The 14988-nt window shown below is 48.7% G+C and carries 11 protein-coding genes; 5 read left to right on the top strand and 6 right to left on the bottom strand.

The annotated features are described in order from the left end of the window. Positions 1 to 10: 10 nt before the first annotated feature. The 3 genes from ABN764_RS12600 (at position 11) to ABN764_RS12590 (ending at position 5352) form a co-directional block, all read left to right on the top strand. Complete coding sequence (locus tag ABN764_RS12600; protein ID WP_021256294.1) at positions 11 to 931, top strand: response regulator; 921 nt, start codon at positions 11 to 13, stop codon at positions 929 to 931. 764 nt (positions 932 to 1695) lie between these two features. After that, positions 1696 to 4047: a ribonucleoside-diphosphate reductase subunit alpha gene (locus ABN764_RS12595; protein ID WP_446672068.1), complete on the top strand. Its 2352-nt coding sequence runs from the start codon at positions 1696 to 1698 to the stop codon at positions 4045 to 4047. Between the two features lie 273 nt (positions 4048 to 4320). Continuing rightward, entirely contained in the window at positions 4321 to 5352 is a 1032-nt protein-coding gene (locus ABN764_RS12590) for a ribonucleotide-diphosphate reductase subunit beta (protein WP_446672253.1), read from the top strand. 115 nt (positions 5353 to 5467) lie between these two features. On the opposite strand, the gene ABN764_RS12585 is transcribed toward ABN764_RS12590, so the two are convergent. Then, a complete protein-coding gene (locus ABN764_RS12585) occupies positions 5468 to 6430 on the bottom strand; it encodes a VOC family protein (protein ID WP_446672067.1) in 963 nt (320 codons plus the stop codon). Positions 6431 to 6693: 263 nt separating this feature from the next. Between ABN764_RS12585 and ABN764_RS12580 the strand changes: the two genes are divergently transcribed. After that, on the top strand, positions 6694 to 8562 hold the full coding sequence (locus ABN764_RS12580; protein ID WP_174809658.1) for a bifunctional metallophosphatase/5'-nucleotidase: 1869 nt from the start codon (positions 6694 to 6696) through the stop codon (positions 8560 to 8562). Positions 8563 to 8852: 290 nt separating this feature from the next. Next, on the top strand, positions 8853 to 10424 hold the full coding sequence (locus ABN764_RS12575) for an FAD-dependent oxidoreductase (RefSeq protein ID WP_446672252.1): 1572 nt from the start codon (positions 8853 to 8855) through the stop codon (positions 10422 to 10424). Positions 10425 to 10528: 104 nt separating this feature from the next. Here the strand turns inward: ABN764_RS12575 and ABN764_RS12570 are convergent, their stop codons facing one another. The 5 genes from ABN764_RS12570 to ABN764_RS12550 all read right to left on the bottom strand — a co-directional run bounded on the left by ABN764_RS12570 (position 10529) and on the right by ABN764_RS12550 (position 14859). Further along, complete coding sequence (locus ABN764_RS12570) at positions 10529 to 10873, bottom strand: hypothetical protein (protein ID WP_446672066.1); 345 nt, start codon at positions 10871 to 10873, stop codon at positions 10529 to 10531. After that, positions 10863 to 11114 carry a hypothetical protein gene (locus ABN764_RS12565; RefSeq protein ID WP_446672065.1) on the bottom strand — a complete coding sequence of 84 codons (252 nt, stop codon included), beginning with the start codon at positions 11112 to 11114 and terminating at the stop codon, positions 10863 to 10865. Before ABN764_RS12565 ends, ABN764_RS12570 begins: the two co-directional genes overlap by 11 nt. A gap of 256 nt (positions 11115 to 11370) precedes the next feature. Further along, positions 11371 to 12840 (bottom strand): extracellular solute-binding protein, encoded by a 1470-nt coding sequence (locus ABN764_RS12560; RefSeq protein WP_446672064.1) that lies wholly within the window; start codon positions 12838 to 12840, stop codon positions 11371 to 11373. 48 nt (positions 12841 to 12888) lie between these two features. Continuing rightward, positions 12889 to 13812: a carbohydrate ABC transporter permease gene (locus ABN764_RS12555; RefSeq protein WP_021256303.1), complete on the bottom strand. Its 924-nt coding sequence runs from the start codon at positions 13810 to 13812 to the stop codon at positions 12889 to 12891. 90 nt (positions 13813 to 13902) lie between these two features. Continuing rightward, on the bottom strand, positions 13903 to 14859 hold the full coding sequence (locus ABN764_RS12550) for an ABC transporter permease (RefSeq protein ID WP_021256304.1): 957 nt from the start codon (positions 14857 to 14859) through the stop codon (positions 13903 to 13905). Between the last annotated feature and the right edge of the window lie 129 nt (positions 14860 to 14988).

Genomic DNA, 14988 nt, shown 5'->3' with positions numbered 1-14988 from the left:
GGGTGTTCACTTGTTAAAATTCTATCTTGTCGAGGACGACCCTGCTATTCGTAAAATGCTTATGCGGATCGTTAGCGAAAGTGGTCTTGGCGAAGTCGTCGGCGAGGCCGGTGACGGATCCTATGTATCGGCAGAGGTTGTCAGCCATGCAGACATTGTCATCATTGACTTGCTTATGCCGGGCCGCGATGGAATTGAGACGGTAAAGTCACTGCGCGAACATGATTACAACGGCCGCTTCATCATGATCTCCCAAGTCGAAAACAAAGAAATGATCGGCGAGGCCTACCAACAAGGGGTGGACACATTCATCCAAAAGCCTATCAATCGCTTGGAGGTGTTGTCTGTTCTTCGGCGCGTATCCGACCATTTGCGATTGGAGAAATCCATGCAATCTATCCGAAATTCACTTCGCGTCTTCGAAGTATCTGGGACGGAAGCCCTGCATGCATGGCAGGGGCAAGCACCTGTGCAACAGGAGAAGAATATAGAACAGCAAGCCAGATCACTGCTCCTGCAACTAGGGGTTGTCGGGGAAGCTGGTGCTCCTGATATGATTCGGATTGTAAAATGGCTGAAGGGACAAGAACAGGAACAACGACTGCTTCAAGATTTGCCGCCACTTAAAACGATCTACGAACAAGTAACATCGCACGGTCAAGCTGCAGGAGATCATCTCAAGCGCGATGTGCGTGCAACAGAACAGCGAATTAGACGATTAACTTTGCAAGCGCTTACTAACTTGTCCTCTATCGGATTGAGCGATTACGGCAACCCCACCTTTGAATACTTCGCGGCGCGGTTGTTCGATTTTCAAGAAGTACGCCTGCGCATGCGAGAGCTGGAGGAGTCCCGCAAGTCCACTTCCTGCAAACTAAATCTAAGAAAATTTCTATATGTATTTTATATCGAATGTGCCTCTACTCCGTGATCGATTCAGCGGAAAAAAGAGAGTACAGTTCCACCCTCTTCCCATACATACGTGCAGCCAGTACATCGATAATGCATTCAAATGAAATGTCGCACAAACTCTGGCTGCCGCCCTTTTCCCCTCTTTATTCGACATCAACTGGCAATCTGTTTTGTCCACTGTACGTGGACAAACAGGGTTTTCACCATATGCGATCACAACATCTCCCTCCATCCTTCCCTCAGCAAGGAATCGCAGTAAAAAAATATTTTTTGCCCCCCGCTTACATCCCTCGGACAAGCTTGCTGGCAAGGAATTTTGCCAATGTAACACTCCAAAACCAGTGACATTTATCACCTTGCGCCTATTTACTTACCCTATATGTTGTAGTATATTTACAAAAGAATATCTACATGTTGTGATTGTTAAGAAATCACTACTACCAATACGCATAAAGTGCAAATGACCTCGAGAACAGCAGCAACGGATAACCCTTACGCTGTATTCGAGGTTCGTTTTTGGGGCTTGTTAACAATCGCTAGGTAGATGACAACTTGTATAAGCCATATCGGAATGTCGAGAATGATGAAGGTGTGCGTCCATGTATGGCGCACGCGCTGTTCTTATGCGCTTAGACAGAAGAGTGCTTCATTCAGGCCTATTATCAGCCCTTTATCTTGGATACATAACCAGCACTCAACTTGAAGTTTTATTTCTTCTGAACGACTCCGACATAGATAGCTAAGCTCCATCTCAATTCGATATTCGAGGAGGAATACTCACGAATGCAGACGACTACACCTATCGTCCACACCGTTCACAAGCCTAACAATCGCTCCCTTGCCTTCGATACGGAACGCATTAAGCGCTACGGAGAGCGAATGATGGCTCCCTACCCTCAGCTTGATCGTGAACGCTGGTACCGCAGTTTGCTGTCGAAGCTGCGCAGCAGCAGCGTACAGGCTGCAGATATTACTCAAGCCAGCATGATGACTGCGTTGGAATTGGTGACGAAGGAAGAACCGGATTGGAAGTTCGTTGCCGCACATTCCTTATTAACGAAGCTATATAAGGAGGCCGCCCTCCATCGCAACTATAAGGCATATCCGGATAAGCCTTACGGAGATTTCTACAAGCTTATCTCTCGTCTATGCGATCTAGGTATTTACCGTCAAGAATTGCTGGAAGCTTACACACCTGAACAAATTCGAGAACTTGGACAATCCATTCAAGCGGAGCACGATCTTATCTTCGACTACATTGGACTTCTGACATTAGCAGAGCGGTATCTCGCCACTGACTTCGAAGGCCGCACGATGGAGCTGCCGCAGGAACGTTATATGATCATTGCTATGTACTTGATGCACAAGGAGCCGGCAGAGCGCCGAGTAGAGCTGGCTAAAGAAGCATACTGGGCAATGGCTAATCTATACATGACCGCTGCTACACCGACGATGGCGAATGCAGGCAAGAAGGTGGCCGGACAATTATCCAGCTGCTTCATCGACACAGTAGACGACTCGCTGGAGGGCATCTTCGAGTCCAACACCGATGTAGCCCGCCTCAGCAAGATGGGCGGCGGTATCGGCGTATACCTCGGCAAGATCAGGGCACGCGGCTCCGATATTCGCGGACATAAAAATACAAGTTCAGGCGTTATCCCTTGGATTCGCCAGCTTAACAATACAGCCGTCAGTGTCGACCAATTGGGCACACGCAAGGGCGCGATCGCCGTATACTTGGATGTGTTCCACAAGGATATTCTGTCCTTCCTCGACTTGAAGTTGAACAACGGGGATGAGCGCATGCGGGCGCATGATATTTTCCACGGGGTGAGCTTGCCGGATCTGTTCATGGAGGCGGTGGAGAACCGGGAGGATTGGCATCTGTTCTGTCCTCACGAAGTGAAGAAGATCATGGGCTGGAAGGATAACCATGGACGCCCACTTGGACTTGAGGATTTCTACGACGAGCAGCGTGGTCAAGGCCAGTTCCGTGATAAATACGCCGAGGCAGTTGCGAATTCAAACCTGCCACGCATTACACTGCCTGCGATCGACATTATGAAGCGTATCTTGAAGTCGCAGCTAGAGACAGGAACACCGTACATGTTCTATAAGGATGCCGCGAACCGCGCGAATCCGAACAAGGCGCATGGCATGATCTACAGTTCCAACCTGTGTACGGAAATCATGCAGAATATGTCGCCTACCCTCGTTGAGCAAGAGGAGCTGACCACTCAGGATGGACAGTCTCGCATTATTATTAGCAAGATCCCTGGTGATTTTGTCGTATGCAATCTGAACTCAGTCCATCTAGCACGTGCTGTGCGTGCCGATATTCTGGAGCGACTTATTCCAATTCAGGTTCGCATGCTCGACAATGTTATCGACATTAATCGCATTGAGGTGCTTCAGGCGCAGCATACGAACCGCCGCTATCGCGCAATTGGACTTGGAACCTTCGGCCTGCACCACCTGCTTGCCCTAGAGGGCATCGCTTGGGAGTCCGAAGAAGCCGTGCAATATAATGACGCGCTCTATGAGAAGATCAACTACCTGGCGATTCAGGCCAGCATGGAGCTTGCTAAGGAAAAAGGAGCATATCCGCTCTTCGCTCAATCGGAATGGGAGAACGGCCGCTATTTCTCCGATCGAGAATATACAACAGGCACCCGCCAAGGCAAATTCGTGACGACCGAACAGTGGCAAGAACTTGCGGATAAGGTACAGGCGAACGGCATGCGCAATGCATGGCTGATGGCGGTAGCTCCGAACGGTTCTACTTCCATTATTGCGGGCTCAACGGCAAGCATTGATCCAGTCTATGACCTGCTTAGCTATGAGGAGAAGACGACGTACAAGATTGCCAATCCTGCTCCGGATCTTTCGGAGAAGACAATGTGGTATTACAAGACAGCCTTCCGTCTCGACCAGAACTGGTCCATTCGTATGACAGCGGCACGTCAGCGCCATATCGATCAAGCACAGAGCTTCAACTTATATGTACGTCCGGATATTCGCGCTGTAGACTTTCTTTCTCTCCATCTTCATGCATGGAAGGCTGGGCTGAAGTCAACGTATTACGTGCGCAGTCAAGCATTAACCGTGGAAGAATGCGAAGCGTGCAGCTCGTAACGCACCCATTGTCCAGCGACGGACTCGAATCACTGTTAGAGGTTGTTCAAAAAGTCCGCTTTTGATCACGACGTAAATCATGAAGTGGCCTTTTTGAACACGCACTGTTACGGAAATCCGTTTATAAGATCGGGAAGGGCTACTGAACGTTACATACAGCACCACAGCCCTTTCCTACTGGTTGACTTTGACAGCAACCAATTTGTGCATGATTGTGCACGGGGAATCAGGCGTATAGAGAGGAAGAGTTCTATGACATTGTTAGATCGTGAGCTGAATCGGCAGCTCATCTTCAATACAGAAGCACCGAATCAATCGACACGAATTATTCTAGGCGAATGCTCCGGCATATTGAATTGGAACGACATTCGTATGCCGCATATGTATAAATTGTACAAAGTTCTCCTTCAAAATCATTGGATTGCGGATGAAATTCCGATGGCGAAGGATGCGCAGCAATTCCCGCTGTTAGACGAAGAAGAGAAGCATGCATTTAAAATCAATATCTCGCTGCTTGCTGTGCTCGATTCCATGCAGACGATGTTCGTCGGTGATGTGAAGAACTACTTCACTGACTCATCGCTAGAAGCCATATCGGCTATCATTGCGCAACAGGAAGTCGTGCATAACCAATCGTATTCCTATGTACTGTCCTCTCTTGTATCCGAGCAAGAGCAGAAGGATATCTTCGAATATTGGAAGCATGATCGTGTGCTGCTCGAACGGAACCGATTCATTGCGGACATTTATCAGACATTCCGCGATAATTCAACACCTCAGACGTTCTTTGAAGCGCTTGTAGCGGATCTGATATTGGAAGGGATCTTCTTCTATAGTACGTTCGCTTTCTTCTACAATTTAGCCCGGGATCAGAAGATGATGGCGACGAGCCAAATGATCTCCTACATTCAACGTGATGAGAACCAGCATTGCTACTTCTTCGGTGAGGTATTCAAACAGCTGTTTGTGGACTTCCCAGAGCTGAATACCGAGGCTAACCGCCAATTTGTGTACGATACGATTGACCGTGCTGTACAATTGGAGACCAACTGGGCCCATTATACGCTCAAGCAGGTACGCGGCATTGATCTGCGTGAATTGTCGGATTACATTAAGCACATTGCCAATCGCCGGTTAAGCCTTATCGGTATGGAGAAGCTATATGAAGGCGTTGACGTAAACTGCATGCCGTGGATTAAGCCTTTCTCGGACGAAGCCTTGAATGCCACGAAGACCGACTTTTTCGAAGCGAAGTCCCGCACTTACGGCAAGGTCGGCGATGACAACGGCTTCGACGAGCTGTAGGTTTTTTGAAGACTCAATAGACTATTCCTTTGAATTCTATGACAAACCACCCCTATCTGTATCATGAGATGGGGGCGGTTTTTTGTGAACGAATATCCTGACTCCCCCTCCGCGGCTACTCCTTCCTAAACACGATAGCAGTACCAAGTGTCAAAGCTGCTGGTACGAAGAGGTCACCTGACGCCGTCTCGACTACCGGCAAACCATTTCTTTCAAGATAGTGCCTGGTGTGGGAGATATCGCGTACTGCTACTACGTACCCGACAAATCCCGGAACTGGGGGTGCCGTCTCTCCCGGCAGAAGCTCTGATAGCCTCGATTCGGGGACAATCGTGATACGAGCCTTTTCCAAATTAAAAAAATGTGCCACTCCATCTGTCTGAGCCTCACATTCCAAGTACCGGCCATATCGCCGAGTAAATTCGTCTAGTTCGGAATCGTCTACGCATAGGATTGATTCGACCAGATCCGTGGCTCCATTCGGATGGCTGGGGTGCACTTGCTTTTCCATAATGGTTGAGGGTGGATTTTCCGCTACGACCAGACGCCCTTCAAGTGCATTGTCCCCGTCGATTTCCAAATAACGAACGGGAACCACTTGAGTCCCCTCTCCCTTGGATATCTCAAGAGGCCGCTGCACGGTGTTAACGCCGCTATGCCCGATTCCTCTCATTTTGAAACGATGCGCTGTCTTGTCAGCGTCCTCGGTACCGAAACTAAGAATATGCGCTCCTTCATAACGAGACAGACATCTAGAGATGGTATCGACAGTCCGTCTGATTTTCTCGACTATTGCTTGCAGCACGTCCGGCGATGCCTGCAGCGGGATGAGCTGGGCATTGTCAGGAATCCTCGCGCCTTGTTGGGCAACGGTTACGATTTCGATGAAACTGCCTAAAAAATCGGCATGCGCATTAGCAGCTCCGAACGGTTTCGACGGTTCTCCTTCATTTTCGGACATCACCGGATAGGACGGCGGCGAACACACAAATCCCAGTTTTCTGTACAGCTCAAGCGCAGCTTCCATATCGGAGACTACATGGCCGACGTGATGAATGAATTTGATTTCAGCATGCATCTATCTACATCCACTCCTCGAACGAAATGAATTCTATTCAAGCATATCCAATCATTTGTTTTGATTTGGGGGAAATTAAGCCCATCGGGCTGCCCAACGTGCAACATAACAACGCCAAAGTCCCCCTTCATCGACGAAGTTGAAATTTACAATTTCTTAGGTTCTAGTTAACAATCTCCCAACCCCCGTGTCCTACGATACATATATCACTCATATCTATTACATATACATTTCAAATATGAAGCAAGCATGGAGGTCCGTTTATGAATAAGAAAAAGCTAGGTACTGCCGCAGTTCTGACAACATTGATTAGTACTCTATTCGCTGGATCATTATTTGCAGCACCTGTGAACCCAATTAACCACCTGGAATGGATGCAATCGAAAAGCTACATAACCGGATCCAATGATGGTCTGGCGCTTGATCGCCCAGTCACACTTGCTGAAGCAGTGGCGATGATTGCCCGCGTACAAGACAAGGAAAAAGAAGTGAAAGCCATTGATCCTTCCATCCAAGGCTGGGCAGCCAAAGCACTCACTTGGGCGAAGCAGAACAACATCGTGGATGCAGCGCAATGGAAAGAGCTCCATCGTCCGGTTCCTGCTGCGACACTGCAAGCTGTAGCCAAGAAGGCAGGGCTTGATGTAGCAGTGACAGGAGATACGGTGACACGCGAGCAGTTCTTCACAGCACTCGGCGATGCCATTACGACACATATTACGCTCGGACATACGAACGATACGCATGGACATATGTTAGAAGACGAGAAAGCGAAGGAAATGGGCTACGCTAAGCTCGCTACGTTGATGAAGGAGCTTCGTGCAGAGAACCCGAATTCCATGGTGCTGGATGCAGGCGACATGATTCAAGGTACAATTTATGTGAACCTGTCCAAAGGGGAAACCGCAACAAAGCTGGCTAACGCACTTGGTTATGACTTTATGGCGTCCGGCAACCATGAGTATGACTTCGGCTACGAGCAGCTTACGAAACTGACGAAGATGTTCAAATTCCCTGTACTCGCTGCGAACGTATTCGATGCACAAGGGAAGAACCTCCTGCAGCCGTACGTCATGAAAGAGATCGGCGGCAAGAAATTCGCGATTCTTGGATTGGTCACTGCAGATACACCAATTGTTACGCATCCTGACAACGTCAAGGGCTTAACGTTCAAGGATCCAATCGAAGTCGCGAAGGAATGGGTACCGAAGCTGCGCGAGGAAGCTGACCATGTCATCGTCCTCTGCCACACGGGAATATCCTATGACCGTGAAATGGCCAAACAGGTTCCAGGCATCGACATCATTGTAGGCGGACATACGCATACACCAGTAAATCAGCCTGAACTCGTTAACGGCACGTATATTGTGCAGGACTGGGAATACGCGAAATCGCTCGGCCGTGTTGATCTGTACTACCATGGCAAGGATTTGGTTCATTTCTCTGGCGGACTGATCAAGTACGATGAAGCGACGAAGCCAGACCCAGAAGTAGCTGCCATTGTAGAATCTCTGAAGAAAGAAACCGACTCCTTGTTGAACGAAAAAATTGCTACTGCAAGCGTAGATCTGGATGGCGATCGTGCCAGAGTGCGGAAGCAGGAGACGATTATGGGCAACTTAGTAGCAGATGCCATGCTGGCGCGCACGCGTACAATGCCTGGATTCGAAGCCGATCTGGCCATAACGAACTCAGGCGGTATTCGTACAACCATCATGAAGGGTGATATTACGAAGCGCAACTTGTATGATGTGCTCCCATTCCCGAATACACTTGCTGTTGTTGAAGCGAAGGGCAGTGATTTAACAGCAGCCTTGGAAAATGGCGTTAGTGAGATCGAAGCTGGTTCCGGCCGCTTCCCTCAAGTTGCTGGTATCACATTCTCCTTCGACATCAAAAAGCCAAAAGGAAGCCGTGTCTCGGATGTGAAGGTTGGCGGTAAAGCGGTGGAGGCTGACAAAACGTACCGCGTAGCAGTAAATGACTTCTTAATCGCCGGTGGCGACGGTTATGCCATGTTCAAGGATAAGAAGTCACTTGATACAGGCGTGACCCTCTACGAAGTCGTGGAGCAGTACATGAAAGAGAAGAAAGACATTACAGCGAAGATCGAACAACGTATCAAGCAATAACGAAATTACGGATTTCTTATGGCATGAGGAATCCCCCCTTCTGAACATAGACACGTATTGGCGCATCCCTCTTTCCGCCTCGCGTGTCTACTTTTTTATGCAACGAACCGGCCTGGAAAATTAGACACCAATCCGCATACTCTCCCTACTTCAGTCAACTAGCATTCAATCTACCAACAATAGCAATCAGATTCTATGGGAAGCAGTATGATTCTTTCCTATACTGATTGGGGTAAGTATTAATTGGAAAATATTGCGAAGGAGCTGATCGAGTGTCACCCTCACCGAATATGGAGAAGAACGCCGAGCTCGTTATTATTGGTGGAAGTGTAGGAGGCTGTGCAGCTGCTCTCTCCGCTTGTCGATTAGGCAAGACAGTGGTACTGACGGAGGAGACCGCCCGTATCGGCGGCCAATTGACAAGCCAACTGGTTCCGCCAGACGAGCACCCGTGGATCGAACAATTCGGATGCACGCAGACATACAGGCAATTCCGCAATGAAATACGCCGCTACTACCGGGAACATCTCCCTCTGGCCATGAACGCCCGCTCGAACCCGGAGCTGAACCCCGGGAGCGGCCTTGTAAGCCGCCTCTGCCATGATCCACGCGTAGCTCTGTCTGTGCTGGAGTCGATGTTATTCCCTTATGTGAACAACGGACAGCTTACCATTCTTATGCAATGCCGCGCCACCAATGCCGAGGTTGATGGCGACCGCATCCGTGCGGTAACCGCTCAGGATGCAGCGGGCAACGAATATGTCCTAACTGGGGCGTATTTCCTCGACGCAACCGAATGCGGAGACTTGCTTGCCCTCTCGGGCACAGAGTATGTCACAGGTGCAGAATCGCAGCGTGATACCGGCGAACCGCACGCCGTGCCGGGCGACCCTGAACCGCAGAATATGCAGGGCTTCACTTACTGCTACGCCGTTGATTACGACAAGGACGGAGATTATACGATTCCGAAGCCTGCACGCTATGACTTCTGGAGCCAATATCAGCCTTCGTTCTGGCCGGATCGTCTTCTAAGCTGGACGGCAGTCAAGCCAACGACGCTGGAACCCATCACCTACTCCCTCTTCTGGGAGACAGGGAAGTTCCCACTGTTCCATTATCGGCAAATTACGAACCCGTCGCTGTATGATCAAACTTCTGGCGTACTCCCTACTCCGGTGTCGGTCGTCAATTGGCCGCAGAATGACTACTGGCTTGGTTCGATTATCGATGTAAGCGAAGAAGAGAAGCAGCGGAGCCTATTCGATGCCAAGCAGCTCAGCCTATCGCTTCTGTACTGGCTGCAGACAGAAGCACCGCGTCCCGACGGAGGCGTCGGCTATCCGGGCCTACGATTGCGGCCGGATGTCGCCGGCACAGCAGACGGATTCGCCATGTATCCTTATGTACGGGAATCAAGACGGATTCAAGCGGAATTCACTGTGCTCGAGCAGCACATTGCCACCGACTGTCGTCCTGGTCAGCCTGCTGAGACATTTGCTGATTCCGTCGGCATCGGATGCTATCGGATTGACCTTCATCCGTCGACCGGAGGCAAAAACTATATCGATATCTCCTCCTTGCCGTTCCAAATCCCGTTAGGGAGCTTGCTTCCGGTTCGCATGGACAATCTGATTCCCGCCTGCAAAAATATCGGAACAACGCATATTACCAATGGCTGTTACCGTGTGCATCCAGCAGAATGGAACATTGGCGAATCAGCTGGCGCACTGGCTGCATATGCACTGAATCAAGGGATAGTCCCGCGCGCTGTGCGAAGTGACGAGAAGCATCTTAGCGCCTTTCAGAAGCAGCTGCAGCAGCTCGGCATTGTACTGCAATGGCCTTCTACAAGACCCGTATAAAGGAAGCATGTATCGATTCTTCCCGCAGCATAGGAACCAGAACTTAATCAACCTAATGACATAAATAAAAGAACCCTCCAGAATTCTAGTTTTGGAGGGTTCTTTTATTGGCCGGTTTGCAGGTTTTCATACTTTACTTTATTAGCATCTACTTTGGCTGGAATTGAAATGGATGTAGAGAGCAGAACTCCTGCAAAAAATGTTTTGGAAATTTTTGATTCTATCATTTTTTTCTTCCATTCATTCTTTTTTTTGAAGAAATCGAACAAATCGAACTTGATGACATAATCAAAGAGGAAGGTAATTACAACAGCTCCAAGTGGAATCATTGAGTATACCCATAGCGGATTATTTGGAGCTTCACCAGGGGGTGCATCAGTTAAAATCACAAAAAGGACAATACAATAAATTATGGCCAATACTATACCTGTTACATTTCTATTTTTCATAGCTGTTTTTCACCTCGGATTCAATTAAGAAATTCAAATTATTGTAAATAAAGTTAATGCCACCCAACAAAAAAATGGAAGGGTTTCTATCTTTTTTAGTGGCGATATTTGTTCTTATATGTACCAAATCTAGGATTTTGTGCAACAGTCCAGCCCCTAGGCCGCCGTATTCGGCCAAATTCAGCCTTGAGCGGCAATTTCGCTTCCGTGGAACATCAAAAAAACGGGCGAATCGCAACATTTACGATCTCCTGTTTTCTTCGTATTTCTTTGATTCATGTATTAATCCATTTTCCTTCAATGAATGAAATAACTTCTTCGGTCGATGAACTTCCTTCCTCATCGATTTCTCGTTCACATCGTGAGGACGCAGTAATAAGCTTCCCCATCATCCACAAAAGGGGTGGCCCTTGAATCTCGGGCCATCCCCTTTGCTGTGCACACATCTTGCAGACGATATCTGCATTCAGCATACCTATCTTGTTTTTTGCTCATGCTTAACGCTTCGCATACCAATCATTCGCGGCCTTCACCATATCTGCCCCACCCTGTGCATGCCATTCCGCGAGGAACTGGTCATAATTGTCGAGCGATTCCGTTCCGCTAATATAGTTAATGAACGTGTCCTCTTGATACTTGTTCAACCGCTGCACGTTCTTCGAGATATCCGGCATTGGAGGCGCTGAACCGAGTGGATCAGCGATTAACAGGCCCTCCGCATTTTTCTGGAATGTGTTGAAGTAGTTCTCAACGATTGGGTTTTTCTTCAATCTCGCCTGCCAGTAGATCGGATAGTTCTTCTCGTCCACACCCGTCAAGAATGAGCTTGCATTTGTACGCTCATCTGCGAACTTCGGCAGAATCGGCGAGTAGGCTCCATTTTCAAACTTGTGATGTACGCCTTCTTCGCCGATAGCGATCCCCTTGAAAATATCCTTATCGAACTTCATGTCGAGCCACTTCACCGCTTCTTCCTTGTTCTTCGCGAACTTCGGAATTGCAATGTAATAATTAATCGTATTGCCCGGCGTGCCTACACGCGCTTTCCCCGATTTGTCCTTCAATACCGGCACAATCGCAAGCTTCGCATCTGGGAAATTCTTCGCAAGTGCATTTTCCAAGTTCGGAGCAATCCACCACCCTGGACTATACATGGCAGCCTTGCCGCTTGCCATCTTCTCAATCGATTTATCCGCCGTATTAATGCCCCACTCGGAGTCGATTAGTCCCTCTTTGTACAGCGTATTCATGAACTTCAAATATTCCTTCATCTCGGGAGCTTCAACTGCGTGAATGATCTTGCCTTCCCGCTCCAACCAAGCCGTCGTTAAGCCGAACACACTGGCGATATCCGGATGTACAGGGATCTTGCCTCCCGTCAGCGGAATTACATTCTTCTTCTCCTTGAATGTCTTCAGCACCGTCACCAGTTCATCCAGGTTCGTCGGCATCTTCAAGCCCAGTTCATCAAGCCAATCTTGGCGGACGACGAGCGCATTCGATGAGGTTCCGCCTCCGCCCGTTTCTGGTATAGCGTAAATTTTGCCGTCATAACGGGCACCATTCCAAGAATCTGGGCCGATAACCTGTTTCATATTCGTTCCATACTTCTCAATCAGATCATCCAGCGGCTCCAGCGCACCAGACGATACAAGCTGATAGTATTGGGCCGAAGCGAGCTTCATAATATCATAAGACTCCTTGTTCGCCATGAGCAGGTTCAGCTTCTCGTCGGCATTTTCCGCAGGAAGCATCTCATACTTCACGGAATATCCCGTCTTCTCCTTCAAGTACACGGCTACCGGATCGCTATTCGGCTCGAAGCGATCGAACTGCATCAGCTGACGGAGCTGCTTGCCGCCTTCTCCTCCTGACGCACCCTGCCCTGAACCGGCGCTGTTGCAGCCGAGAAGTGACAAGACCATTACAATCGAAATCAATGATATCCATACCTGTTTACGTTGCATGAACATACCTCCGCTCTTTTGGATGTCCCCCGAAATATCTTCACCGCATTACCCTTTTACGGAACCAATCAGCACCCCTTTCACGAAGTATTTTTGCAGGAACGGATATACCAGCAATATGGGCAAGGTTGCAACAAGAATCGAAGCGGCCTGTATAGCCTGAGGCGTCGTGTTCATGACCGCATCAATATTCGTTACATGCCCGCCATCCTGATATGTGATATTGGAATGCGCAAGCAGTTCCTTCAAGTACAATTGCAGCGGCTTCAACTCTGCCGTATTGATATAGATCATCGAGGCAAAGTAATCATTCCAGAAGCCTACCGCAAAGAAGAGTGCAATGGTAGCGAACACCGGCAGCGACAATGGAACCGTAATGCGGAACAAGATTGTCAAATTCGATGCTCCGTCCATCTTGGCCGATTCCTCCAGCTCATCGGGCAGAGACTCGAAGTAGTTTTTAATAATCAGCATATTAAACACGCTAACCATGCTCGGCAGAAAGAGCACCCACAGTGTATCGATCAGATTCAATCGGTGCATGAGCAAATACGTAGGAATAAGACCACCACTGAACAGCATGGTGAACACATACATCAAGATGAATATTTTGCGTCCGCGCAGACGCGGCTTGGATAAGGGATATGCGGCCAATGCGGTCATGAACAGACCGAGAGCCGTTCCCGCCACGGTAATTGTGACCGATACGAGGAAAGCATTCATGAATTGAGAGTCGCGCAGCACATATAAGTACGTTCCGAACTGAATATCAACCGGGAACAAGGACACGCTCCCTGACATAACCGCTTCCTCACTGCTGAGCGACTTCGCAATCAAATTGAGAAATGGGAACAATGTCGTCCACGACACAAGGGCAAAAAACAGATAGTTCAACACATGGAAGATGCGCTCCCCTACCGACATTCGAATGGCCGTTCTTGTTCTCCGCGAAGCAGTCAATTGGTGCCTCATGTTATGCCAGACCTCCTTCCTTCTTACATTCAGGTTCCAAATAAGCGGCGACTTGCGACATCAAGAGAGCTGTATGCTGAACTTCTCTCATTACCAGATCCCCCGATTCAAATAGCGCCGGCTGAGAGCGTTTCCACCAATAATGAGCACGAAGCCTACGATGGATTCGAACAGCCCCACAGCAGCTGAGAAGCTGTAATTCTGCTCGCCTAGACCCGTACGATATACATACGTGCCGATAACATCCGACACATTGTAGACGACGGGATTGTACATGACGAGAATTTGCTCCGTCCCAGCCTCCAGCATATTCCCGAGCCGCAGGATGAACATAAGGAGAATGACGGGAACAAGCCCTGGTAGTGTAATATGCAGAATTTGTCTGAACTTATTTGCCCCATCGATCTTGGCTGCTTCATACAGCTGTGGATCGATAGAACTTAAGGCTGCCAAGTATACGATTGTCCCCCAGCCTGCTTCCTTCCAGCCCGCCGTGCCGACGAGCAGCCAGCGAAAGACACTGTTATCGAGGAAGAATTTGATCGGCTCTCCGCCGAACCACTCAATGATTCGATTCACAAGCCCCCCATTGATGGAGAGCAGATCCATAAAGAGTCCGCTAACGATAACCCATGACAGGAAATGAGGCATGTAAATGATCGTTTGTACCGGACGCTTGAACCACATTTTCGTAAGCTCATTCAACAGAATTGCCAGCAGAATTGGCAGTGGGAAGAGAAGTACAATTTTCAGAACCGAAATGATAATCGTATTCCAAAATACTTGAACGAACTTCGGCGATTGAAATAGTCGTTCGAAGTGCGAGAACCCTACCCAAGGACTGTCCTCTATTCCGCTGAAAATGTTGAAATCTTGAAACGCAATCACGACCCCATACATCGGCGTATACTTGAACAGGAGAAGAAAGGCGATCCCTGGCAAAAGTGCAATGTATAAGTCCCAGTCCTTCCGAATGTCGCTCCACAACTTTCGCCCGTATGATCGTGAAGACAAACGTGGAGCATTGTCCAATTCCAGCTTATCCATAGCTCCCATCCTTTCCGTGGCATGAGCACTTGGCATTCATTGTTTGCTGCATCTTCTACTAGCCTACGGCATCTGGCTGCAATCGAACACGGGAGAGCCATGACTTCTTCTGGTAAAATGATTTCCATC

This window comes from Paenibacillus wuxiensis (genome assembly GCF_040195695.1).
Taxonomy (GTDB): domain Bacteria; phylum Bacillota; class Bacilli; order Paenibacillales; family Paenibacillaceae; genus Paenibacillus_B; species Paenibacillus_B suaedae.
The sequence above is the reverse complement of the archived record's forward strand: the minus strand, read 5'-3'. Positions and strand labels throughout refer to the sequence as shown.

Excerpts from the sequence above, each read along its gene's own strand:
- ABN764_RS12585 (WP_446672067.1), bottom strand. The coding sequence starts at position 6,430 with ATGCATGCTGAAATCAAATTCATTCATCACGTCGGCCATGTAGTCTCC.
- ABN764_RS12555 (WP_021256303.1), bottom strand. The coding sequence starts at position 13,812 with ATGAGGCACCAATTGACTGCTTCGCGGAGAACAAGAACGGCCATTCGA.
- ABN764_RS12550 (WP_021256304.1), bottom strand. The coding sequence starts at position 14,859 with ATGGATAAGCTGGAATTGGACAATGCTCCACGTTTGTCTTCACGATCA.
- ABN764_RS12595 (WP_446672068.1), top strand. The coding sequence starts at position 1,696 with ATGCAGACGACTACACCTATCGTCCACACCGTTCACAAGCCTAACAAT.
- ABN764_RS12575 (WP_446672252.1), top strand. The coding sequence starts at position 8,853 with ATGGAGAAGAACGCCGAGCTCGTTATTATTGGTGGAAGTGTAGGAGGC.
- ABN764_RS12565 (WP_446672065.1), bottom strand. The coding sequence starts at position 11,114 with ATGTTGCGATTCGCCCGTTTTTTTGATGTTCCACGGAAGCGAAATTGC.
- ABN764_RS12570 (WP_446672066.1), bottom strand. The coding sequence starts at position 10,873 with ATGAAAAATAGAAATGTAACAGGTATAGTATTGGCCATAATTTATTGT.
- ABN764_RS12560 (WP_446672064.1), bottom strand. The coding sequence starts at position 12,840 with ATGCAACGTAAACAGGTATGGATATCATTGATTTCGATTGTAATGGTC.
- ABN764_RS12580 (WP_174809658.1), top strand. The coding sequence starts at position 6,694 with ATGAATAAGAAAAAGCTAGGTACTGCCGCAGTTCTGACAACATTGATT.